20 protein-coding genes are annotated in these 24,281 nt (G+C 43.9%); 12 read left to right on the forward strand and 8 right to left on the reverse strand.

Annotated features, from left to right (window positions below; all coding sequences use genetic code 11):
- Window positions 1–396: 396 nt before the first annotated feature.
- The 4 genes from gabT to ACH33_RS15585 all read left to right on the forward strand — a co-directional run bounded on the left by gabT (window position 397) and on the right by ACH33_RS15585 (window position 5,180).
- A complete protein-coding gene (gene gabT, locus ACH33_RS15570) occupies window positions 397–1,752 on the forward strand; it encodes a 4-aminobutyrate--2-oxoglutarate transaminase (RefSeq protein ID WP_057899823.1) in 1,356 nt (451 codons plus the stop codon).
- A 33-nt stretch (window positions 1,753–1,785) separates the two neighbouring features.
- Entirely contained in the window at window positions 1,786–3,222 is a 1,437-nt protein-coding gene (locus ACH33_RS15575; RefSeq protein ID WP_057899824.1) for an aldehyde dehydrogenase family protein, read from the forward strand.
- Between the two features lie 319 nt (window positions 3,223–3,541).
- The gene (locus ACH33_RS15580; protein WP_057900426.1) at window positions 3,542–4,921 is read left to right on the forward strand and encodes a sigma-54 interaction domain-containing protein; all 1,380 of its coding nucleotides are present in this window, start codon (window positions 3,542–3,544) and stop codon (window positions 4,919–4,921) included.
- 1 nt (window position 4,922) lies between these two features.
- Window positions 4,923–5,180: a hypothetical protein gene (locus tag ACH33_RS15585; protein WP_057899825.1), complete on the forward strand. Its 258-nt coding sequence runs from the start codon at window positions 4,923–4,925 to the stop codon at window positions 5,178–5,180.
- A 59-nt stretch (window positions 5,181–5,239) separates the two neighbouring features.
- Here the strand turns inward: ACH33_RS15585 and ACH33_RS15590 are convergent, their stop codons facing one another.
- Both ACH33_RS15590 and ACH33_RS15595 read right to left on the reverse strand, forming a co-directional pair.
- Window positions 5,240–5,773 carry a hypothetical protein gene (locus tag ACH33_RS15590; RefSeq protein ID WP_057899826.1) on the reverse strand — a complete coding sequence of 178 codons (534 nt, stop codon included), beginning with the start codon at window positions 5,771–5,773 and terminating at the stop codon, window positions 5,240–5,242.
- Window positions 5,774–5,784: 11 nt separating this feature from the next.
- Window positions 5,785–5,967, reverse strand: a complete 183-nt coding sequence (locus ACH33_RS15595) for a hypothetical protein (RefSeq protein ID WP_057899827.1) — start codon at window positions 5,965–5,967, stop codon at window positions 5,785–5,787.
- Between the two features lie 646 nt (window positions 5,968–6,613).
- On the opposite strand from ACH33_RS15595, the gene ACH33_RS15600 reads away from it, so the two are divergent.
- The 3 genes from ACH33_RS15600 to ACH33_RS15610 all read left to right on the forward strand — a co-directional run bounded on the left by ACH33_RS15600 (window position 6,614) and on the right by ACH33_RS15610 (window position 10,709).
- Window positions 6,614–8,239, forward strand: a complete 1,626-nt coding sequence (locus ACH33_RS15600; protein WP_057899828.1) for a spore germination protein — start codon at window positions 6,614–6,616, stop codon at window positions 8,237–8,239.
- Between the two features lie 143 nt (window positions 8,240–8,382).
- The gene (locus ACH33_RS15605) at window positions 8,383–9,516 is read left to right on the forward strand and encodes a GerAB/ArcD/ProY family transporter (RefSeq protein WP_057899829.1); all 1,134 of its coding nucleotides are present in this window, start codon (window positions 8,383–8,385) and stop codon (window positions 9,514–9,516) included.
- The gene (locus tag ACH33_RS15610; RefSeq protein WP_057899830.1) at window positions 9,513–10,709 is read left to right on the forward strand and encodes a Ger(x)C family spore germination protein; all 1,197 of its coding nucleotides are present in this window, start codon (window positions 9,513–9,515) and stop codon (window positions 10,707–10,709) included. Before ACH33_RS15605 ends, ACH33_RS15610 begins: the two co-directional genes overlap by 4 nt.
- Before the next feature lie 341 nt (window positions 10,710–11,050).
- On the opposite strand, the gene ACH33_RS15615 is transcribed toward ACH33_RS15610, so the two are convergent.
- Window positions 11,051–12,196: a glycerate kinase gene (locus tag ACH33_RS15615; RefSeq protein WP_057899831.1), complete on the reverse strand. Its 1,146-nt coding sequence runs from the start codon at window positions 12,194–12,196 to the stop codon at window positions 11,051–11,053.
- A gap of 168 nt (window positions 12,197–12,364) precedes the next feature.
- Here ACH33_RS15615 and ACH33_RS15620 point away from each other — a divergent pair, with 168 nt between their 5' ends.
- From ACH33_RS15620 to ACH33_RS15635, 4 genes are all read left to right on the forward strand, one after another.
- On the forward strand, window positions 12,365–13,645 hold the full coding sequence (locus ACH33_RS15620) for an ArsB/NhaD family transporter (RefSeq protein WP_057899832.1): 1,281 nt from the start codon (window positions 12,365–12,367) through the stop codon (window positions 13,643–13,645).
- A 15-nt stretch (window positions 13,646–13,660) separates the two neighbouring features.
- Window positions 13,661–13,939 (forward strand): hypothetical protein, encoded by a 279-nt coding sequence (locus ACH33_RS15625; RefSeq protein ID WP_057899833.1) that lies wholly within the window; start codon window positions 13,661–13,663, stop codon window positions 13,937–13,939.
- A gap of 576 nt (window positions 13,940–14,515) precedes the next feature.
- Window positions 14,516–15,007 carry a CDP-diacylglycerol--serine O-phosphatidyltransferase gene (gene pssA / locus ACH33_RS15630; RefSeq protein ID WP_057899834.1) on the forward strand — a complete coding sequence of 164 codons (492 nt, stop codon included), beginning with the start codon at window positions 14,516–14,518 and terminating at the stop codon, window positions 15,005–15,007.
- Between the two features lie 194 nt (window positions 15,008–15,201).
- On the forward strand, window positions 15,202–16,629 hold the full coding sequence (locus ACH33_RS15635) for an amino acid permease (RefSeq protein WP_057899835.1): 1,428 nt from the start codon (window positions 15,202–15,204) through the stop codon (window positions 16,627–16,629).
- A gap of 60 nt (window positions 16,630–16,689) precedes the next feature.
- On the opposite strand, the gene ACH33_RS15640 is transcribed toward ACH33_RS15635, so the two are convergent.
- From ACH33_RS15640 to ACH33_RS15660, 5 genes are all read right to left on the reverse strand, one after another.
- Window positions 16,690–17,898, reverse strand: a complete 1,209-nt coding sequence (locus ACH33_RS15640) for an acyl-CoA dehydrogenase family protein (RefSeq protein WP_057900427.1) — start codon at window positions 17,896–17,898, stop codon at window positions 16,690–16,692.
- A 30-nt stretch (window positions 17,899–17,928) separates the two neighbouring features.
- The gene (locus ACH33_RS15645) at window positions 17,929–19,170 is read right to left on the reverse strand and encodes a CaiB/BaiF CoA transferase family protein (RefSeq protein WP_057899836.1); all 1,242 of its coding nucleotides are present in this window, start codon (window positions 19,168–19,170) and stop codon (window positions 17,929–17,931) included.
- A gap of 325 nt (window positions 19,171–19,495) precedes the next feature.
- Window positions 19,496–20,149, reverse strand: a complete 654-nt coding sequence (locus ACH33_RS15650; RefSeq protein WP_057899837.1) for an SGNH/GDSL hydrolase family protein — start codon at window positions 20,147–20,149, stop codon at window positions 19,496–19,498.
- 499 nt (window positions 20,150–20,648) lie between these two features.
- Entirely contained in the window at window positions 20,649–21,143 is a 495-nt protein-coding gene (locus ACH33_RS15655; RefSeq protein ID WP_057899838.1) for an SH3 domain-containing protein, read from the reverse strand.
- Window positions 21,144–22,022: 879 nt separating this feature from the next.
- Window positions 22,023–23,333, reverse strand: a complete 1,311-nt coding sequence (locus ACH33_RS15660; RefSeq protein WP_057899839.1) for a sensor histidine kinase — start codon at window positions 23,331–23,333, stop codon at window positions 22,023–22,025.
- Window positions 23,334–23,652: 319 nt separating this feature from the next.
- Here ACH33_RS15660 and ACH33_RS15665 point away from each other — a divergent pair, with 319 nt between their 5' ends.
- Entirely contained in the window at window positions 23,653–24,051 is a 399-nt protein-coding gene (locus tag ACH33_RS15665; RefSeq protein WP_057899840.1) for a GNAT family N-acetyltransferase, read from the forward strand.
- Window positions 24,052–24,281 lie beyond the last annotated feature (230 nt).

The following is a 24,281-nucleotide window of genomic DNA, read 5'->3' on the forward strand; positions in this document are numbered from 1 at the left end:
TCTTCGATGCTTCGACATTTATATTGCAATATGAAAGTCGAAATATCAAAGACTACGTACAATTTATAGAACCCATGGCACGCAATTTTGTGACACATTCCATAATCTATCGACCATATAACTACTAATACTTGTAAAAAATTTACATTCCTACAAAACCAACACAAACTTTTTAGCAATAAAACCATTCGCTTTCATATCGATACATGATAAACTCAGATTTAAGTCAAAAAAGACTTATATAAAAGTCAAAAATGACTCAACTTTACTGCCGACTTCCTTCGTTTCCCAATAATTATATCTTTTTTTAGCTTGGCACGCCTCTTGCTTTAATGAAATATACAGAACGTACATGAATCATTTTTCATATATTCTATCTGCCAGGGAGGTACACAAATGGGATACAAATTCGCTCATGTAAAAACAGAACTGCCAGGTCCGAAGGCTAAAGAAATTCTGGAACGCCGGAAACAATACGTTCCTAAAGGTATCAGTAACGGCATCCCTACTTTTGTAGAAAAAGCGCAGGGAGCGATCCTGACAGATGTTGATGGCAACACATACATTGACTTTGCAGGTGCCATCGGTACGATTAACGTCGGTCACTGCACGCCGGAAGTTGTAGAAGCGCTCCACGATCAAGTTGATAAGTATATCCATACCGGCTTTAATGTCATGATGTATGAACCGTATATTGAACTTGCGGAGCGTCTTGCGAAGTTAGCGCCAGGAGATCATGAAAAGCAAGTGATGTTTTTGAACAGCGGCGCAGAAGCGGTGGAAAACGCGGTGAAAATCGCGCGCAAATACACAAAACGTCAGGGCGTTGTCGTCTTCTCTCGTGGTTTTCATGGACGCACACTGTTGACGATGTCCATGACAAGCAAAGTAAAACCGTACAAATTCGAGTTCGGTCCGTTCGCGCCCGAAATCTACAAGGCGCCGTATCATTACGCATACCGTCGTCCAGAAGGCATGAGCGTCGAACAATATGATGAACACGTGCTAAACGAATTTAAAAACTTCCTGCTTGGTGACGTAGCTCCGGAAACGATCGCCGCAGTCGTCATGGAACCAGTGCAGGGCGAAGGCGGATTCATCGTTCCATCCAAAAAATTCGTGCAAGGTGTGGCGGAACTTTGTAAACAGTACGGTATCGTATTCGTTGCGGATGAAATTCAAACCGGCTTCAGCCGTACAGGTAAATATTTCGCAGTTGAACATTTTGATGTCGTTCCAGACTTAATAACCATTTCTAAATCTATGGGTGCAGGTCTGCCAATTAGCGGCGTAATCGGACGCAAAGAAATTATGGAAATGTCCAATCCGGGAGAATTAGGCGGCACATATTCGGGAAGCCCGCTCGGATGCCGTGCGGCGCTTGCAGTGCTTGATGTGATCGAGAAATACAACCTGAACGAACGCGGGCGCGTTATCGGCGAAAAAGTGATGAAGCGGTTTGCCAAGCTTGCGGAAAAATACGATATAATTGGAGATGTACGGGGCTTAGGTGCAATGTGCGCTATGGAGTTTGTCAAAGACAAACAAACGAAAGAACCAAATAAAGAAGTTGTAGGTACAATTGTAAATGAAGCCAATAAACGTGGTTTAATCACTCTCAGCGCCGGCTTATACGGCAACGTACTTCGCGTATTGATGCCGCTTGTCATTACAGACGAACAGCTTGAGGAAGGTCTCGATATTCTCGAGGAATCCATCGCAGCCGCTACATCCGCTCTGCAAGTTCACTAATTTTAGTGTTTACGTTGAAAGGGGTTTTCGAAAATGAATCAAACCATACCGAAGAAACCGCTTTATATTGCCGGAGGGGCAAAAGAAGCTTCTTCCTATAAACAGCTTCGATCCCCGCATACCGGAGAAGTAATTGCAGAAGTAGCTATCGGAACGCGGGAAGATATGAAAGCGGCGATTGACCATGCGGAAGAAGCGGCAAAAGTGATGGCCAAAATGCCGGCCCATAAGCGTGCCGCTATTCTGCAAAACGTCTCCTTGCTTCTAAAAGAACGCAAAGAAGAAGCGGCCCGTATTTTAGCGTTGGAGGCAGCAAAACCGATTGCGGTCGCACGTGGGGAAATCGCACGTACAATTGAGACATACCAATTTTCCGCTGATGAGGCGCGCCGCATCCACGGTGAAACGATTCCTATGGACGCGTCAGCTATGGGTGAAAACCGCATTGCTTACACGGTACGCCAACCGCTTGGCATCGTCGGAGCAATTACGCCGTTCAACTTCCCGTTCAACCTTGTGGCGCATAAACTCGGCCCGGCATTTGCCGCAGGGAATGCTGTTATCTTAAAGCCTGCGGATCAAACGCCGCTTTCCGCTTACTTTATTGCCGATTTATTCGCGGAAGCAGGACTACCTGCGGGCGCCCTGCAAGTCATTCCAGGGCCGGGCAGCGAAGTCGGGGACGAGCTTGTATGCGATGACCGCGTAAAAATCATTACTTTCACCGGAAGTCCAGAAGTAGGCAAGACGATCCGCGCCAAAGCGGGCCTGAAGCGAGTTGTGCTTGAACTCGGCTCCAACTCCGGCCTAATTATCGACGAAGGGTTCGATATTGAGCCCATTATCAAGCGTACCGTAACCGGGGCATTTACGTTCATGGGCCAAGTATGCATTTCACTTCAACGCATCTATGTGCACCGCTCTCTGTATGATAGCTTCGTGGAGAAATTTGTAGCGGAAACGAAGAAACTCCGCATTGGCGATCCGCTGGATGAGACAACCGACATCGCCGCGCTTATTTCACAAAAGGATGTAGAACGAATCGCTTCCTGGATCGAAGAAGCAGAAACGCTCGGCGCGAAAGTGCTAACCGGAGGCACGGAAGGCAATATTGTCAAGCCGACAGTTATCGTCGATGTGCCACCGCACGCGAAAGTAAGCTGCCAGGAGACGTTCGCACCGGTCGTCGTTATCAGCCCATTCGATACGTTTGATGAAGCGATTGAAGCGGTGAATGACTCCCGCTATGGTTTGCAGGCTGGCATATACACGAACAACATGGAACACGCCTTTGAAGCGGCGGAACGCTTGGAAGTAGGCGGTGTGATGATTAACGATTTCCCGACATTCCGCGTCGACCATATGCCGTATGGCGGCGTAAAGGAAAGCGGCGTAGGACGCGAAGGCATCAAGTATGCAACCGAAGAAATGACAGAAATGAAGCTCGTTTGCTTCAACCGAAACAAATAAGAACGCCGTATATTCCGGCGCCCTATAATAAGGAGGCGCCCTTATGGATTCGAATATCCACATCGCACCGTTTCTTGATACGTTTTCAATCGGCTTCTGTTATGTACGTGAAGAATATTTCGAATACAACAAGCTGATTGAAAAATGGTTTTTCCAAAAAGATTGGACTCCCGTCCGCCTGTCCGAGTGTTTGCGTAAGTGGGCAGCGGACGGTGAATTTTTCCAACGCACAGATGGGTTTCTTTGGAAAGGAAAAATACTTGCCGAAACCGGCGGCTTCACCTGGCTCGTCTTTCCGTGGGAAAACGCGGAAAGCCATATTGCCACCGAATACGAGAATCTATACGCTGAACTGAAAAGCGTCTTCGCCGCAGCATATGACGAAATTTTCGTCACGGACGGGGAAGGATATACCGTCCGGGTGAACGGTGCCTGTGAACGTAACTACGGGCTTAAAGCTGAGCAAATGGTAGGAAAACACGTGACGGAGCTAGTCGCGGGAGGCATTTTCTCCCCTTCTGCGACACTCGATGTGATCGCGCAGCGCAAACAAATCAATCTCGTGCAACAAACACTGAACGGACGCAAGCTGCTCGTGACAGCTACCCCTGTTTTTACGCAAGATGGAAAGCTCATCCGCGTAGTAAGCAACTCGCGCGATATTACCGAACTTTTGCACCTGCGTGAACAGCTTGACCAGCTGCAAGAACGTGTGGAAACATACGAAGAAACGCTAAAACAGCATGAAGAAGCATCAGGTATGATATTGTCCGTGCGCAGCCCGGCGATGCTTAAGGTACTGTCCAAAATCGAAAAAGTGGCAAAAGTGGACAGCACCGTGCTTTTTCTCGGGGAGTCTGGAGTCGGTAAGACGCACCTTGCCCGTTATTTGCACAATATGAGCCCGCGCAAACACGCTCCTTTTCTTTCTGTGAACTGTAGCGCATTTCCCGAAGCACTGATTGAATCAGAACTATTCGGCTATGAGCGTGGCGCATTTTCCGGCGCACATGAAAAAGGGAAAAAAGGGCTGTTCGAAGCGGCGAACGGCGGGACGCTATTTCTGGATGAAATCGGGGAACTTCCACTGCCAATGCAAGCCAAACTGCTCAATGTCCTGCAAGAAAAGCAATTTTTCCGCATCGGTGGCACCACCCCAATTCAAGTGGACGTACGTATTATCGCAGCCACGAACCAGGACTTGAAAAAGAAGGTGGAAGAAAAAACGTTTCGCAACGATTTATACTATCGGCTTAACGTCATTCCCATCACGATCCCTCCTCTCAGGGAGCGAAAAGAAGACATCGTGCCGCTAGCCATACAGTTTCTCGAAGAATTTAAAGATATGTACGGCATTGAAAAAAAACTCAGCCATGCAGCCGCAGAAGAGTTACGGCGCGCCAATTGGCCGGGTAATATCCGGGAATTGCGCAATTTTCTCGAACGGCTCGTAGTCACGATCGACGAAGATACCATTACAACCAAACATATTGCAACTGCGCTTCGAGATGAAGATGAAACAATGACAGAGCAAGAACATGAAAACCTCTCGCTCAAAAAAAGGCTGGAATTGTACGAAGGGCAAATTATCCGACGTATGTACGAAGAGTGCGGCAGCACTTACAAGCTGGCGGAAAAACTCGGCATCAGCCAATCGAGCGCCATGCGCAAAGTCAACAAATATGTAAAGGAACTGTGACATGCTGGTAACGTTATACGGGACGCAAACTTCGGAGACAATGGATATTCATCTCGATCACCCGCATACCGTCGGCGCCATCCTTGAAATCTTGCTTACGATTCATCCCTGGTTCTTCCAAGCGCTACCGCCTGGAAGAGACAAATCAACGCTGGCAGAAGCATTGTTAATTAGGGATGCGGACAATACCGCTCTTACCGTCGACGATATCGTTACAAATGATACCAAACTTGAAATCCAGTTTCATAATACGATATAATGCTGAGGGACCCCTGTTTTACGTAAAACAGGGGTTTTTAGATATAGAAATTCACCGAATCAATCCAACCGACGCAAAGAATGCACGGTATGTTCAACGATATTATATATATCACCAATGTTATCTTCGTTAATTTTGCGTCCAAAATCAAGCGTAATGGTGTTGCGGTACAAGGCAGGTTCATCGAGCTCTAAAGGCTCGTACCGAAAAGCTAGTTCCTGCATGATAAGCGGACGATGCGACCATATAGCGTTGAGTTCTTCCTCAATTCTTCTGCACCGCGCTATATCTGTTATTTCCATAACGAATTGGACGCGCAGCGTACAGCCAAACTTCCGGCCTTCGCTTTCGGGAAGCTCAAGAATCTCCCCCACCAGATCCGCCGCATCAGCAGACAAGATCAGAAGCGCTGTCGTTCCTTTTTCTGCCTTCTTATGTCGCTCACTGAAGCCAATTGTGTACGTGCGGGACATGGAGGCCAACTCCACGGTATCGCTGCGGGAAGTAACCAGAATTTCGCCCGCAAAATCGAAATCGTATATCGCGCCCTCAAGCGCTACTTTTATGTTTTCGTATATAGTCGGATCAAACACCTCATTCTCCCCTATACTTGCTTCTGTCTAAGCTTTCTCGCTTTGCGCCGCGCTTCGTCTTCCACAGCATTTTTAGCGGCGAGAGCATCGTAATCCACCTTCCACTTCCCGCGCGCTGTTTGGACAATGGCAGTAATAATCGCCCCAAAGAAAACAACCAGAATGATGACACCTGTAATAAACATCATAATCATACTGGGGCTAGAGAACATAGCCAAAAGTAACCACTCCTCTCCTAATGACGAAAAACTATATCAACGCCTAAGGCGCGTACGTTCGCCTTATTTATTATACCTTATCCCCTGCTTTATATAGAGTATTTTTGCTTCGAAACAAAAGTCAGTGACCGCTAAACAACGCGGACGAAGCTAGGATGCCGTCAGTGGTATAAACTCCAATTCGCAACCCCTTCACACATTGAGAATCTCTCGTCTAAATTGGAGCCCTCTTCAATGACTCTGGTGTGGAAATCACTTGCATCGCCAACATCAAGTCTTCCACACGACGTGCCATCGCATTACTGCAAACAAAATCTTACTCTGCCAGCGTAGCGAATAGAGGTCATAATTATATATGCACTATACTGGTAGAATGTCTAAATGCAAAGGGCAGCCCAGATAAACAGGTCATAATTATATATGCACTATACTGGTAGCTTAAGGTAATAAGAAAACACACGAATTTTTCGCTGACTTAGCTTCGCGTCCCCATCCACATAGATGAGATCAGCATGAGTTTCATTGTCAAAACGTTAGCGCTACCCTTTGTATTGTTCATCATGTATTCGTTAATAATAAAAAAAATCCTAAAAAAAATGATAAAGGGGGAAGATTCATAACGATGAAAATGAGTCAGCTCTGGCGGAAGAAAGCCCGTAAATCAAAGCAATGGCTTTCACAGGAGAAGGCAGCGATATCCTCTATCCCCTTGCAACCCTTGCACACTTCGCTAGAAAAAAACGTTCAGGACATTACGGAACAATTGGGCCAAAATACGGATTTCACTTCGCACCACCTGATTTGCGCAGGAAGGCGCGTCGCTTTATTTTTCTTTCAAAGTCTTGTAGATATCCAACATCTAAGTGAATACGTCATCCTTCCCTTACAGGAGCGTTGGGACAAAGATGCAAGCGAAAAGGGACTGCTTTTATCCGAAGAAAAAGCGAAACATGAGCTTCTGCAAATAATCCAGCGACAAATCGTGGCCACCACAGAAACACAACGGATCATGGACTGGCAAGCTGCTATTCAACAAATGCTGGATGGAAAAGCACTGTTAATTGTTGACGGGGAAGCCACGGGGCTCGCGGTTGGAGTAGAAAGGGTAGAAAAGCGGAATATTGCAAATCCCGATACAGAACAAAGCGTGATCGGACCGAAAGAAAGCTTTATAGAGGATTTGGATACCAATATTACGCTAATCCGCCAACGTCTGCGTGATCCCAAATTAACTATCGAAGTCATTAATATAACAAAGCGGGGAAAACACAAGGTTTGTATATTCTATCTAGAAGATGTGGCTAATCCGAGTATCATAGAAGAAGTGAAAAGGCGCCTGTTTGCTATCGACACAGATATCATACAAGGACAAATGCATCTACAGGAATTAATCGAAGACAATTCGTTTTCTTTATTTCCCGAGCTGCGTCCGACAGAACGGCCAGACGTCGTCTGCTCCTACTTGTTGGAAGGGAACGTGGTGGTCATGACGGGGAACTCGTCTCACGCACTCATTCTTCCTATCACATTTTTCCAGCTGCTGGACACGGTTGATGATTACTACAGCAGTTGGCAGTACGCGACCCTAATCCGCTTTGTTCGAATGCTTGCCCTCCTGTTCAGTATCGTAATTCCAGGATTGTACCTTTCGTTAACCGCCTTTAACCCTGAGCTGATTCCCACACGACTGGTTATCTCTATGGACGCTGCTCGAACAAAGGTAGCTCTACCGATTTTAATGGAAATATTTGTAATGGAAATCATGATTGAAATTCTTCGGGAAGCCGGAGTAAAACTGCCCAAACCAATTGGACAGGCCGTCAGTATCATCGGGGGCTTGGTCATCGGAGAAGCGGCCGTCAACGCCAATCTGGTGAGCCCCGTTACCATCGTGATTATCGCGCTCACCACGATCTCGTCCTTTACAGCCCCTGTCTACTTACTGGGCATCACATATCGAATTTTACGCTTCTTCGTGCTTTTTTGTAGCAGCATTCTAGGACTCTACGGCTTGATATTGGGGTTGTTTTTCATTCACGCTCATACGGCCCGACTTGTCTCGTTTGGAGTGCCCTATCTGGCCCCTCTCTCTCCTCTTCGCATAGCGGATTGGAAAGATACACTGGTACGTTTTCCGTTTAAAAAGCTTACAAAACGCCCCTCATTTCTTAACCCGTTGCAAAGAAGTAAAAGTAAGCCTTTGCCAATGATATCTAGAAAACAACACAAAAAGGAGAACAAACGATAATCAAGCAGCGTCTTGAAGAATCACCGCTGTCAATGAACCATGTTTACTTTTCCAAGGAATTATCACTCATTCGAGAAGGAAGGAAAATGTACGCAAAAGCTGAGTAAAAGAAGCAATTTCCATAAAGAAGGGTGATATTAATTATGATGAGTGGAAATGAAGTTCGTCCAAGCTTAACCCCTGTTCAACTTGTGTTCCTCATATTCGGCGTCATTATCGGTACCGGTTTTATCACGCTACCTCGAGGGGTGATGGAAAAAGCGCGAGAAGACGCATGGCTGACTATCATATTAGCGATAGGCTTCTGCTTTTTCTCGCTATGGTTAATTTTACGGATCGCTCGCGTCTTTCCAGGGGACACGGTAATTGAATACAATGTAAAACTTTTCGGCCGTACGGTCGGACTGTTGTTTAACCTATCGCTTGCAGGGTACTACTTATTTTTCACTATTACCGGAATCCGAGTCATGGCGGAAGTAGTGAGATCAGAAATGCTGCCATTTACCCCCATTGAAGTCATCATTGGCAGCATGCTACTCATCCTTCTTTATTCCTCATGGGACGGCCTCATGCCAATCGTCCGGATACATGAATCAGGAATCCCCAGTTCTATCTTTATGTTGGTGTTCTTTTTGATGTTAGCTTATTTGGAAGCTGATTGGTATGAACTACGGGTACCTTTTTTGGACGGAATGACCTCTGTCATTCAATCGTTACCGAATACGGTGTACTCCTTTCTGGGCTATGAAATTTTATTTCTGTATTACCCGTTTATTGCCAAGAAAGAGAAAGCGTATCTGCACACCGCTATCGGCATTGGAGTGTCCGGCATCTTTTATATCTTCGTCGTGTTGGGTGCATTAGTTACGCTTGGACCGGATGTGACCATAGCTCAAACATACCCTGTCATTACGATGGCAAAAACTATTGAAATTGTCAGACAATTTATAGAACGAGCCGAACTATTGCTGATTATCTTATGGCTCCCTTTAGCGTATACCACCCATCTAGTCACTTTTTTCTCAACAGCTTTTGCATTGAACCGCACGTTTCCGCGTATTTCGTTGCGATGGTGGATGGTGTTATCGCTTCCGTTAATCTTCGTCTTGTCCCTCGTTCCGGAAAATTTGATCGAAATGGAGGGTTGGCTGAATGTGGTAGGGGCTATCGGTTTGTTCCTTCTCATCGGCTATCCACTACTTCTCCTCACCTGTGTATTTGTACGACGAAAACTGGGGCTCCTTCCCTCTCCCGAACAAAAAGGTGATAGCGTATGAAAAAATGGAAGAGAAGTTTTATATCAGCAATTACACTCATAAGTTTTGCTGCCATTCTTCTAACAGGATGTTGGGATTATAGGGAATTGGAAAGGCGAGCGATCATCGTAGGACTTGGTATTGAGGAACTCCCCCCGGAACGCTTTGCAGGAAAGGAAATGCGTATGTATCAAGTTATCGTGCAGGTAGTAGAAGCGGCCAGTGCAAGTGGTCAGATGGGAATGGGGACGCAGACAGGACAACAACCAAAAGGCTATACCAACTTTATCTTTAAAACTCCGTCCATTGCGAACGGAATTGAGCAAATCACCACGCAAAGCGATCGCTTCCCCATTTTATCTCATCTGCAAATGATTGCTGTAGGAGAAAAAGTATCCGAGAAAGGGCTCAATGAACTATTTGACTTTTTCTCCCGCTTTCCCCAAATGCGTCGTCACACCGAGATAATTATGACAACAGGCCCGATTACTGAGTACTTCACAATACCGAGCGTGTCGGAACCAACTCCCTCTCTGCATATTGCAGAGATCACAGACAGCGTTCAAAAAACATTGATCATGCCTGAATCCAATTTGGGTACCGTGAGCAAGAGCGTTCGGAGCAACACACCTTTCTTTTTACTTACAGCCTCTATAAACAAAAGAAAGCAAATTGTCATTAATCAAGCGACTGTCTTTCAGAACTTCAAGAAGATGGGCATATTGTCCAAAAACGACATCCAAAACCTTTCCATACTACACGGCGAGATCGAAAGAGGGGTATTGAACTTTCCTTGCTACGCTGGAAAAAAAGTAGGATTGCAAATTCTCAAGGGAAAAAATAACATCCGTCCTACCATGAAAAACAATAGACCCCACATTACGTTTCAGATTGAGTTGGACACCGAGCTAATGGAATATCAATGTCTTGGCGCCTCCTTCGATAAACCGAACCAGCTTGAACGGGCTGAGCGTATTTATTCAGATATTCTGGAAAAACGATTGCACAAGACTATAGAAACACTCAAAAAGAAGTACAAAGCCGATGTGTTTCGGTTGACTACAAGGCTCAAAAACCACCCTGATATGTATAAACAGATACGTAAACAGCCGAAAACATTTTTTGAGCAATTGACTATCGACGTAAATGTAGACTTAAAAATCCGCAACATTGGAGATTCACTCAAGACTCCTCATTATAAGTTGAAGAAATGAACGTACATGGCTTTTCAGCCGCAACCCTGACACAAAAATCAGGAGATCAGTCTTTCTCAACAGGAGTATACCTGAAATATAAAGTATTTTGTCATTTCTTGAAGATAAAAAGTGGAATTTGACGAACGATTTTTGTTTCATTGCTAATTTTAAACAGGTAAAATTAATAGTAAGAACCTCGCAACATACCTCTGGCTAGTCTTCAGTTGACTCCCTTTGTTGGTGCGTCCTTGCGCACCATCTTTTTTATGCGTAAAAAAGAAAAACTCGCGGGTATTGCCTACGAGCCAGCCTGTAGACAAAGTTCCGCAAGGAACAGGAGCTACAGGCTGAGACGTTTTTTACATGCCTTTCGCTTTTACAAATACACGTACAATTTGCTCTGTTTGTTTTTCAAGCAATACCGTGGCCCGCCCCATCGCTTCTTCCACGGAAAGCGGGCCATCAACCAAACTGAAAGCGGCGGTAAGCCCGCGTCCGTAAAGGGGCGAAATATCCCCGTCGATGCCGCCAACAACAGCAATCACCGGAATGCCGCGCCCGGCGCAAACCGCACATACGCCCGCCACTACTTTTCCGCCCGCTGTCTGGGCATCCAGGCGCCCCTCGCCAGTCAGAACGGCAGTTATTGAATGCTCGTCCAGCAAGCGTTCCAGTCCAAGCATCTCGCTAACAATAGCAAATCCCGGACGAATTTCCGCGCCAAGCAAACCGCACAGCCCGGCCGCCGTTCCGCCCGCCGCCCCAGCTCCCGGCATATCGTGTACAGCGACACCCGTCTTGTGCCTTATCTGATCCGCCCAGACAGTCAGCGCTTCCCCCAGTTCACGTATCGCTTCTTTGTCCGCTCCTTTTTGCGGGCCAAATACATAGGCCGCTCCCTGCGGTCCAAGCAGTGGGTTCGTCACATCGCACGCGAGACGGAATTTTGCCTGCTTTATGCCCTCATCGACCCGTGAATCGTCAATGTGCGCTAATTCCCGCAAATAGACGCCTCCGCGCGGCAACTCCTCTCCGCAATGGTCAAGCAACCGAAACCCCAATGCTTGGAGAATTCCAGCCCCTCCATCTACAGTAGCGCTTCCACCAAGGCAAATAATAAATGAAGCGATCCCTCGTTCCATTGCTCGCATGATTAATTGTCCGGTGCCAAACGTAGACGCAAGCCTCGGATTTAATTCTTCCTTTTTGAGGAGCGTGAGGCCAGATGCGGTCGCCAATTCTACAATCGCCGTTTTTCCATCTCCCGTTACACCATAATATCCGCATATTGGCCTACCTAACGGATCTTCGATCATCGTCTCGTATATTGTCCCTTTGGTTGCTTTCACCAAATGTTCGAGCGTGCCTTCTCCACCATCCGATAGCGGAAGTGTAAAAGTGCGAGCCGAAGGCCTTGCTTTAAGTACGCCCCTTCTCATCGCTTCAGCCGCTTCTTTTGCTGAAACACTTCCTTTAAATGAATCCGGTGCCAGCAAAAATTTCATTGTACTTTCCTCTCCCTATTTTTTCTCCGTCTATTCCTTCGCGTCCCACTTGTTCTTTTCCTCTATGATGGCTTCCTATTTAAAAAGTTTTTGAAACCTTTTTTCCTGTTTTCCGTATGTAAGTACTTGTTCAAAACATTTCAGTATAGGGGGGTTCAAAGAAGCACAATGGAGCAACAAGCACTCATAGCTATCGGGATTTTCCTTGTTACATATGGTCTTATTATTTCTGAAAAAATCCATCGGACGATCGTAGCCATGCTGGGCGGTGCTCTCATGGTCGCCCTAGGCATTGTCAATCAGGAAACCGCCATTCACCACATTGATTTCAATACGCTTGGTCTGTTGACCGGAATGATGATTATCGTCGCTATTACAGCGCAAACCGGACTGTTTAAATTTATCGCGATCTGGGCGGCGAAAAAAGTAAACGGCGACCCGATAAAAATTCTTATCGCATTAAGTATTATTACGGCCGTTGGTTCGGCGTTTCTTGATAATGTGACGACGGTATTGCTTATGGTACCTGTTACATTCAGTATTACTCGACAGCTTAGAATCTCGCCTATTCCTTACTTAATCGCGGAAATTTTTACCGCCAATATCGGTGGAACGGCGACAATGATCGGCGATCCGCCAAACATTATGATCGGAAGCGCGGTAAAAGAATTGACATTTGTCGCATTTATCAATAATTTGGCTCTTATTTCCGCATTCATTCTTATTGTAACTGTTGCGATTCTCGCTTTGCTGTACCGCAAACAAATCCAGACAACCGAAGAATTAAAAGCCGGCCTGATGGATATGCGAGAACAGGACGAGATCACAGATCCGGCCCTTTTAAAAAAATGTCTGGCTATTCTCACTTTGACAATCGCAGGATTTTTCGTGCATCAGATTGTTCATATCGAATCCGCTACTATTGCGCTGCTTGGTGCATTTATTCTGTTACTGCTGACAGGCGAACATTATCTCGAAGACGCATTAACAAAGGTCGAATGGACAACCATCTTCTTCTTTGTTGGCCTGTTTGTGCTCGTTTCTGGACTGGTAGAGACGGGAGTTATTGCCCAATTAGCAAATAAAGCGATCGAACTTACAAAAGGAGATCTGGTAGCAACGTCCTTACTCATTCTCTGGATGAGCGCGATCGCTTCCGCATTCGTGGATAACATTCCGTTCGTTGCCACCATGATTCCGATGATTCAGGAGATGGGAAGAATGGGTGTTAGCGATCTGGAGCCGCTCTGGTGGAGTCTCGCCCTCGGTGCGTGCCTAGGTGGGAACGGTTCACTTATCGGTGCCAGTGCCAATTTGATTGTAGCGGGGATGGCTTCTAAAGAGGGATACCACATTTCTTTCCTTAAATTCCTGTGGATTGGCTTTCCGCTGATGATTTTATCCATCATTATTTCAACTGTATATATTTACGTACGCTATCTTATGTAAAAAGGAGAAAGCGCTATGATCAGTTACCAGTATGATACAAATGCCCTGACAATTGAAGAGCAGAAGAATGAACTTGACACCGAATTTATTCTTAAGGTAAAGGACGTAGATGGAATTATCCCTTCGTTACGCAAAGTGCGCGCATTTTTTGACCAAGACAAAGTGTACACGGATGTTATTTTCTACCCGCATCCTAACCATGAGTACCAGATCATTGTCCGACAAGACTACTACATTGATTTCCTGCTTGCCCTATTCAAAAACAAGATTATCCATACTTTGGAATGGAGCTAAGCCCACTTCGCCATATTCTCAGGCCGAAAAGGAAATTCGGCCTGTTTTTATTTCCTCTTGTATCACGCTTCTTTGCTTATCATAATAGAATATGAATAAATTTCTTAAATTTCTATCCCCTTTGCAAAAAAATTGTCATTCATATATATAATTATAATTAAGGGGAAAACGATTCGTATCCTCTTCTAAACCTTTTTCTGTAATTTTCCATAAAATCCACCATTTTTATCGTTTAAATTTTCTAACAAATAGGGTATAATAAAAAACATACTAATTTAAGAAGGAGGACAAAGCATGAGGATGTATGTTTGTTTATCGTGCCTGCAGGTCAAACATGGCGACTCACATCGTGTAGACATGAACATTTGTGAAACCTGCTCCTCTGATCTTTCAACCATCGAGGAAGACCCACAGCTTTGTTCCAGTCCCCCTTCCCTTTGCATCATAAATGAAATGACCGTACAAAATGAAGATTATTCTGATAACGATGAAAGCCCTTCAGCGTTTTGCTGATGGGCTATTTTTCTTTATCTCTTCATATGATAAAATGCAAACAAACAATACATACTGAGGTGTATAATGAGTTCTATTCGTCGATCGATCCCAAACAGTTTTACGTTAAGTAATCTTGTATGTGGAATTTTTTCGCTTACTTTTTCTATGAATGGATATTATAAAATGGCTGCCCTCTTAATTTTATTGGCTGCACTATGCGACGTATTTGACGGCAAACTGGCGCGTATGCTGAAAGTGGACAGCCCTATGGGAGTCGAACTGGATTCCCTAGCTGATATTGTTAGCTTCGGAGTAGCGCCCGCAATTTTGATTCATACCATGCATACACCTTCTCCCCTGCTAACCATCGCTTTTATCGCATTTCCGATTGCTGGCGCCTGGCGGCTCGGTCGTTTCAACATTAAACCTACTGTCGGCTATTATATGGGTGTACCCATTACATTGGCCGGACTCATTCTTGCTGTATTGGCGCTTTTTTCTTTTTCCAGTCCCCTGCTTATGCTTATCCTCGCCGTTTTAATGGTGAGCCCCATCCGTATTCCAAAACTATAACCTCCCCCCGTTCACGGGGTTTTTTTATTTTTCTATAAATTAAAATTATATAATAAATTTTATCGAAAAATAATCAGAAAATAATTACTTCGTATAAAAACCTGTCAATTTGAGAAAATATACTATATAATCGAATTATGAAAGCGTTTCCTTAATATGATTTTTATTATATATAAAATTTTCTGGGAGGTTCTATGAAGCAAAAACAACATCATGAACTCCATCGTGGCCTTGAAGAACGTCATATTGCGTTAATGTCCTTGGGCGCAGCCATCGGGGTTGGCCTATTTCTCGGTTCTTCTTCTGCCATTAAATTGGCAGGCCCTGCAATTCTGCTCGCGTACGCTTTGGCCGGAGCCGGAATGTTTATCATTATGCGGGCGCTTGGTGAGATGGCTATCCAAAACCCGGTAGCCGGTTCGTTCAGCCGCTACGCGCGCGATTATCTCGGGCCCATAGCAGGGTATCTAACCGGTTGGAACTATTGGTTCCTCTGGGTCGTAACTTGTATGGCTGAGATTACGGCTGTCGGCGTATACATGCAGTTTTGGTTCCCGAATACTGATCAATGGGTATGGGCGCTTGCTGCGCTTGTCATTATGGCCGCAGTCAACCTGATCGCCGTAAAAGCTTACGGTGAGCTTGAATTTTGGTTTGCGCTTATTAAGATCGTCACCATTATTCTCATGATTATTGTCGGCCTCGGTATGGTTATCTTTGGAATCGGGAATGGCGGTGTTGCAACCGGCATTAGCAATCTCTGGTCACACGGCGGCTTCCTGCCAAACGGGATCAATGGTGTGCTCATGTCCATGCAAATGGTGCTGTTCGCATTCCTTGGAATTGAAATGATCGGTGTAACTGCGGGAGAGGTCAAAAACCCGGAAAAGTCGCTCGCCCGTGCTATTGATTCTGTGTTCTGGCGCATTTTGCTCTTCTATGTCGGAGCATTGTTTGTCATCTTGTCCATTTATCCATGGGATGAAATTGGCACAAAAGGTAGCCCGTTCGTCATGACATTTGACAAGCTCGGTATCCCTTACGCAGCGGGCATTATCAACTTTGTTGTATTAACTGCTGCGCTCTCATCCTGCAACAGCGGGATTTTCAGCACGGGCCGCATGCTTTTCAACTTAGCACAGCAAGGTGAAGCGCCACAGAAATTCAAGAACATCAGCCGCAGCGGTGTGCCGAACATCGCGATTCTCGCTTCCGCGGGAGCGTTGCTCATTGGCGTCACACTAAACTATATCGTACCAGAAAAAGTATTCCAGTGGGTGACAAGCATCGGCACATTCGGGGCAATTTGGACGTGGGCTATCATTCTGCTGGCGCAAATCCGCTACCGCAAAAGCCTAAGCGTGGAACAAGTGCAAAATCTGAAGTACAAAATGCCCCTGTTCCCGTTCAGTTCCTATGTAACGCTAGCGTTTCTTATCAGTGTTGTCGGATTGATGGCCTATTTCCCTGATACTCGCATTGCTCTAATCGTGGGACCTGCCTGGTACTTGATTCTTATTATTTTCTATTTCGCAAAAGGTCTGCACAAGCGGAAAATAACCAAACAAGCAAAAGAAGAAGAAAATCATAAACAAAGCGTGAAACCGTCTTATCAACGATAAAAATATGCGCGGCTTGCCTGTACAACGGACAAGCCGCTTTTTTACTCTCGCTTTTAGCGATTATACTTCTACCGCTTCTTCCGTAAACGGCCACGCTGGCAGCATTTTACGCAGCGGTTTATCCTGACGGTAGCCAAGCGCATATTCCGCTTGCATAATCGTATGAATCTCGCGCGTCCCCTCATAGATCACCGGCGCTTTCGCGTTACGCATAAAACGCTCGACCGGATATTCGTTTGAATAGCCATATGCGCCATGAATTTGCACTGCGTCGCACGCCGCCTCAAACGCCGCATCACATGCATGCCACTTGGCAAGCGACGTCTCCCGCGTATTGCGCTTGCCCTGATTTTTCAGCCACCCGGCACGGTACACAAGCAAACGCGACGTCTCAAGACCATCTACCATTTTTGCAATCATCTGCTGCACCAGTTGGTGTTTTCCGATTTCTTTGCCAAACGTGCCACGTTCATGGCAATATTTCAAGCTTTCTTCAAGGCACGCCTGAATCAGGCCGCACGCACCCGCAGCCACTGTAAAACGTCCGTTGTCCAGCGCAGACATGGCAATCTTGAATCCTTCCCCTTCTTCTCCCAGCAAATTCTCCGCCGGGACGCGCATATTATCGAAGAAAATCTCGCCCGTATTCCCTGCACGAATGCCAAGTTTTCCTTTGATCGCTTTCGATGCAAAACCCTCAAACGTACGCTCAACAATAAAGCAGCTAATGCCTCTATGCTTTTTCGACTTATCCGTGTATGCAAATACGAGAAAATGATCAGCGATATCGCATAGGGAAATCCATGTCTTCTGCCCGTTCAGAATATAATAATCGCCGTCACGCACTGCTGTTGTCTGCATTGCCGCCACATCGGAGCCTGCATTCGGCTCTGTCAATCCAAAGGCCCCGATTTTTTCACCTTTCGCCTGTGGAACCAAATATTTTTGTTTCTGTTCCTCGCTTCCCCACTGCAATAAGGTCATGCTATTCAGCCCCGTATGAACGGATACGGCCGTCCGAAACGCAGTATCGCCCCGTTCCAGCTCCTCGCATACGATTGCCAGTGTATTGTAATCCATCCCGCTTCCACCATATTCTTCCGGAATGCAAACTCCCATCAGGTCGAGATCAGCCAGCCGCGTCATAATGCTACGCTCGAAATGGCCTTTCGCATCCCATTCTTGAATATAGGGCTTAATTTCCTTATCCACGAAGCTACGTACCATTTTACGTACAGCTTCTTGTTCTTCTGTTAAGGCAAAATTCATCATCTTCTTATTCGCTCCTTTATTTACATTTTAAATAATTTTGTCCTGAAACCACTCATCAATTTGTTCTTCCGTAAATCCGTGCGCAAGTAAAATTTCCTTTGTATGCTCACCCACAAGAGGCGGATGGCGCCGAATAGACACAGGAGTCCGCGACAATTTCAACGGACTTCCCACCATCGAAACTTTTCCTGCTGTTGGATGCGATATTTCCACTTTCATCTTCCTTGCCTGTACCTGTGGATCTTCAAACAGCTGCGCCAGATTATAAATTGGGGCATTCGGTACACCAACATCTGTCAAACGTACCAGCCATTCCGAAGCAGGACGTTTTTTAAACTCTTCCTGCAACAGTTCACAGATTTCCTCTCGGTGTACAAGCCGAGCGGAATTGGTCGCAAACTTGGGATCACGGCTCCATTCTTCTTTGCCAAGTAGCACGCACAGTCTGCGAAATTGCTGATCATTACCTACCGCCACTACCATCTCCATATCGGATGCTGCAAAAGTCTGGTACGGTACAATATTCGGATGCTGGTTTCCATATCTTTTTGGAATCTGTCCCGATACAAGGTAATTGCTCGCCACATTAACAAGTAGGGAAATCTGCGAATCAAATAGCGCAAGATCAATCATCTGTCCCATACCAGAATGATCGCGTTCACGCAGTGCAGCGAGAATACCGATAGCCGCATACAACCCTGTAGCGACATCCGCGATAGCGACACCAACCTTCATCGGCCCGGTTTCTTCGCTCCCAGTAATGCTCATCATACCGCCCATCGCCTGCACAATGTAATCATATCCCGGCACATGTTTGTACGGACCGGTTTGTCCAAACCCGCTGATAGACACATAAATCAGGCGCGGATTAAGTTCTGCCATCGTCTCGTAGCCAAGTCCCCATTTTTCCATCGTGCCTGTCTTGAAATTATTGATGACTACGTCCGCATCTTTAAGTAGTTCACGCAGAATGTCGCGCGCTTTCAAATTCTTCAGGTCTAGCGTCAGCGCCCGCTTATTGCGGTTAGTACACAAATAATAAGCGCTTTCTCCCCCGATATTTGGTGGACCCCACCCGCGCGTCTCATCGCTTCCACCGGGCGCTTCAATTTTAATGACATCAGCTCCCAAGTCGCCAAGAATCATTGTGCAATAAGGCCCTGCCAGAACACGGGTTAAATCAATCACTTTAATACCATCTAGTGCTCCTCGGCTGTAAGGCTCAAAAGAATCGGCCACATCTTCCCGATTTGACGACGATGTAATCATGCTTTCCCTCCTTTTTATGTCATGGATGAGCAAAAAAAGCCAGTGCAATCCCCATGGCAAAAAGCATTCACGTAAGGGGCGCGACTGGCTGGTTTGCCTGTGAACTCATTTCTGGTAGGAAAGAGGACAGACATAAACAGTCTAATATTTTAAATATTCATTATAATACAATTATACTATATATTTTATATTTTCAGCTAACAAATTCTGTGTAAAAAACATGTCTTTTTTGTTTATTCTTCTTCAAACGGTAGCTTTTCCGGAGCAAGGCACAACAGTCCGCTGTTCCTAGTAAGTTCCTACTTTGGCGGCTGACATATCCCCCTTATAACCATTGACTGATTTCTTCGGCTATGCATTCCGCATAAAGCGCATGTCCAGCTGGCGTAGGATGGACACCATCATCATCTCCGCTATTCTCAATAGTACGCAACACCTCTGCGAGACTTCCGCCATTGTGTACATATTTTTTCCAATACATAGCAATATCAGCTAAAGAAATCTTCATGCTTTTCGCTATCTGGCGGATTATCTCATTATATTCCTCAATCCAGGCCATTACTCCTTTCGGATGCAAGTACCATTCCTCTGGATGGCGACGATAATAATAAGCGTGTTTATCTCCGGCAATAACAGGATTAATGGTACAAAGAACCGGTTTGCATCCAATTTCTTGGAGCTTTGTAATCATAATTCTAAGATTTTTTCGATATACCGGCTTCTCTACATTTCGAACGTCTGAGGCTACCGCATAGTGATCATTCATACCAAACGCTACAATACAAATATCCGGTCGAAAACGCAAAACATCTTCTTCCATACGCGCCAATCCCTGGGTAGATGTATTTCCTGGTACACCGGCATTTTTCGTTTTAAAACCGAACATTTCTCCCAGTTTAACAAGATATGTATCTTCTGGTTGTACAAAAGCTCCAGCCATGATACTGTCGCCAAAACCGATAAGCAATTTGTCTGTCATCCCATATTCCTCCTTGTCACGCACTCTATCCATACCAAGCGCAATTTTCCATTTTATTTATGATAACTATATTGAGTATACACAGCACCGGGATATTCATAATAATATTATCGCTCTACTGCTTATGCAAACGCCATCACACTTACCAGGCTTTTTTCTACAGATACAAAAAAGAAGGCTGTGTCGTTGATACAACCTTCTTTCCCCTCTTTCGCTTAACAGAATTTCAAATGGTGCACTCGTCCTGTATTTCCGCAAGAGCGATCCAATTGTTTATAGATAATCCACCTAAGTCAAATGAAAAATCCACACGCCATTCAATACGTGTTCTTTTTAGAAAAATACGTACGTTGACATATTCTGTCCATTCTCTGATAATGACGTCTCATGCGCCATTGCGTCATCCTCCTACGTATTTTTTTCAGCATCGATAACACCATAATTTATAACTTTCTTGTTGTTTTATGTACATCTAACCTGGTGACAGAAACCAGAGGCCCTAATTAATATTTATTGTATATCTGTCTGCTCCAGATGGTATTTGCTGAATAAAACTAACGTTCTGTCCAAAAGAATTAAGGGAAAGGCCACTAGCCGAACCTATTACTTTTCCTTCTTCATTATAAAAGGTAATGTCTATTTTTAATACCTTATCATCATTTTTAACTTCCTCTTTATTTCTAACGTCTTCTTTTTTAACAACTTGATTATCTAACAATTTGATATAACTTCCCAAAACATAGCCCGTTATATCTTTGTATTTAATCTGGTACCATCCGTTAACTTTGCTTAGAACCGACACAGCCGTTCCATTCTTCAACACTCCGATGATCTTATAGTTCGTCCCTGCGCCAGCCCTTATATTGAGGCCTGTTTTTACATTAACAACTACTCCCACTTTCTGTGTTGTGGCAGCTTCTGCTTTCCAAGCAACAGGAGTTGTAGCAAATGTAACGGTTAGCATCATGAATAATAACCATTTCATTTTTTTCATCTCATTACTCCTCCTTCTATATCCATCTGTATTTTTCTAAATTATCTGGTCTTTTTATTATTAACTTTATAATTCCAAATCTTCGCAAAAATCTTCAAATCCCCTCCTGCTAAAATTGAATTTTTTCATAGTTTTACTACTCTTGGTGTCTTAACAGCACGTATACTAGCATACTAAAACCCTGAAGATATAAAAATACAACCAAATTCATGAAATCTAACCAATTTTAGCAATACTAAGTGACTATATAACTTTTAGTAAAAATTTATATAGTATAGGTATTTAGCATGGTAGAAGCCAACTTTTTTCTTACAATCTCTCTTGGCTGATTACGTACTATAAAAAAATACTTTACGCATCATACAAAATGTTACTTTCTGATTTGATAGCAACGATCGATGCTAAATCCGCTTCTTCATCATCTATGAAACCTCTTCTCGCAAAATGCATCGCACAATTCCAATCAGCAATATGCTTACAATAATATCTAAAAGTAAGGTTCCTGTATGAAGACCTCTATGACGTAAAGTGAATTTTGTTGTTATGGGAATTAGGTACGATATGTCTCATAAATTGAACAAGTAAGGATAATAAAAATTATGTAGTATGGTTGTCTATACAATAATAGGCCGAATACCTATGTAGTATCGATAAATTGGATGGTATGTCCTATGACTAAAAACATTGGTATGAAATGTTTATAAACAAAGGAAAGGGAAGCCAACTTTTTCTCATTCTAATTGCAACGATTCACAATGTCTTTTTGTAACTTCTTGCAATCACTCTCGTATAAAAGAATGTAAGCTCCTTTATCCCTTATTTCCCTCCCGAATAATCGGGAGGGACTTTTTTATATTATCGTCTCCGGTTTTTACAAAGTTATATCACTTTTTCCGCTTCTTGTGTTTTTTCTATAACCGGAAGTTGAATGATAAAAGTTGTACCCGCTATCGGCGTACTTGCCAAGGATATTTCCCCCTTATGACTTTTAACTAGCTGTTTCACAATAGCCAAGCCGATTCCGGAATGCCCAGGTTTTGTTGAAAATCCATACTCAAAAATTTTCTTCTGCAAATCAGCTGGAATAATAGGACGAAAATTTGTGACACTAATATACACCATATTTGCATGGACAGCTGTATGTAAATGAATTTCCGGGCTCTTGTACCCATCTTCACGAATAGCGTCGGCGGCATTATCAATCAAATTCCCGATCAGCTGGTTCATTTCAATACTTGTCATTGTCGTATTAATTAAGTTTGTTTGCAAATCTAACACAAGTTGTATACCTTCACGGGCCAATTCAGATGTTTTGGCTTGGAGTAAAGCGGAAAGCCCAGCATTATCTTTAATTAAAATTTTGCTGATTGTTACAGTTTGCTTAGCCAGTTCGCGTAAGTATTCTTCGGCTTTTTCGTATTGTTTTTGATACAGTAAGAGAGAAAGGACTTGAATATGATTTGCAAAGTCATGTCGCTGCGCGCGAATAGAGGTAAACAGTGAAGTTACATTCTCTGTATACTCTTGCTGAATTTTTAATTTGAACTCGTTTCGGTCCGCCCGCATGATTTCTCGCATTAGGAATAGAAAAATCACTTGAAAGATTAGCATGATTAAAATATCCTTGCTTTTTGTGATGGTTCCGGTGCTATTTAATTCAGCCCCAACCATCCCTATTACATAAAAAAGAACAGCTAAAAAATAATAAATCATCGTTTGAGAGCGGGGCGGCTTTTGGAGTGATTCCTTTGCGAATAATGAAAATTTTATTTTCTCTAAAAAGAATAAGAGCGCTAATAACAAGACGAGATTACCCCAGATCACGAACAGAAAAGCCGTATGTTCTCTCAGGGTTTGATAGTCCATTCCGGTAATGAGCATACCGAATTGGAACGATACTAATTCAATGGCTTGTAATACCAGCAAGGAAAAACATAACGAAATAAAAACTCTAAAAAAAGGCAAACCAAAAAACATCATCATGATAACCAGGGCGAAAATCAACTGTAAAAATGCCCGTAATACCATATCCGTGTCCGCTAACTGAATCAACTCATTTGTACATGCGATCAAAACAGAAGCGACAATGTAACGGGTAGTAGGCGGCCTCTGTCCGCACAAGGTAAGAACCAAGGCGATTAATAATAACATTTCAGGAATGGAATAAAAAATAAAAATAATAAAGTCCATTTGTTACAACCCTTATTTTCATTTAGTGTCTTTTTATTATTATTTTATAAGTATACCATGTGTCTTCGTCTCGCTATATACGTTTCAAAAAAGTAACCCGACAAAAATGATTATTGGACGAATCGGTTGCCTTATACGTTAAAATTTCTGACCAAGATTTCTAGAAAATAGAGACATGTCATTGCCCTTGGTATAATCGCTGAATAAAATTGAACCGTTTTTTCAACTTTCGCCAGGTAAGACTGAACCCTTTTCTATCAAAAGTAGTGATATATATTATAATAATTGGTATAATTGTAAAGAGGAGGTATCCTATATTATGGAAATCATTTATAAATACAACGAGCCAGTTAAAGCCGAAGATGTTGTACAGGTCTTTAAAAAGAGCGGGATAACACGTCCAATCGAACAAAAAGAGCGGATTCAGAAAATGTTAGACCACGCAAATATTATTTTGACCGCCTGGGATAACAATAAGTTGGTTGGGATTGCTCGTGCCTTAACAGATTTCAGTTATTGTTGTTATCTTTCTGATTTGGCTGTCGATAAAGATTATCAAAAGAATGGAATCGGTAAGGAACTGATAAAGAGGATAAGAAAAGTCATCGGTGAAGAGGTGGCTCTTATCCTACTATCTGCACCCAATGCAATGGATTATTACCCAAAGGTTGGATTCGAGAAGGTCGATAACGGGTTTATTATTCGACGTAAACGTTAGGCGTGCTGTTAAACGGTTAATTGAAGCTGAACAGTATATTGATAAAAACAATCAAAAATAGGTCTTTCCATACGTTACGTATACCCTTGTTTTATAGCCATTATCTTTTAACTGTTTCATAAAACCTTGTCTAATACCATACGGCATTTCTACTTCAACATTAGGGCTATTAAGGTAACCCAATTTTCTTATTTGACTCATCCATTTTTCATCAGATGTTGCCCTTTTAT

This window comes from Aneurinibacillus sp. XH2, assembly GCF_001439585.2.
Classification (GTDB): domain Bacteria; phylum Bacillota; class Bacilli; order Aneurinibacillales; family Aneurinibacillaceae; genus Aneurinibacillus; species Aneurinibacillus thermoaerophilus.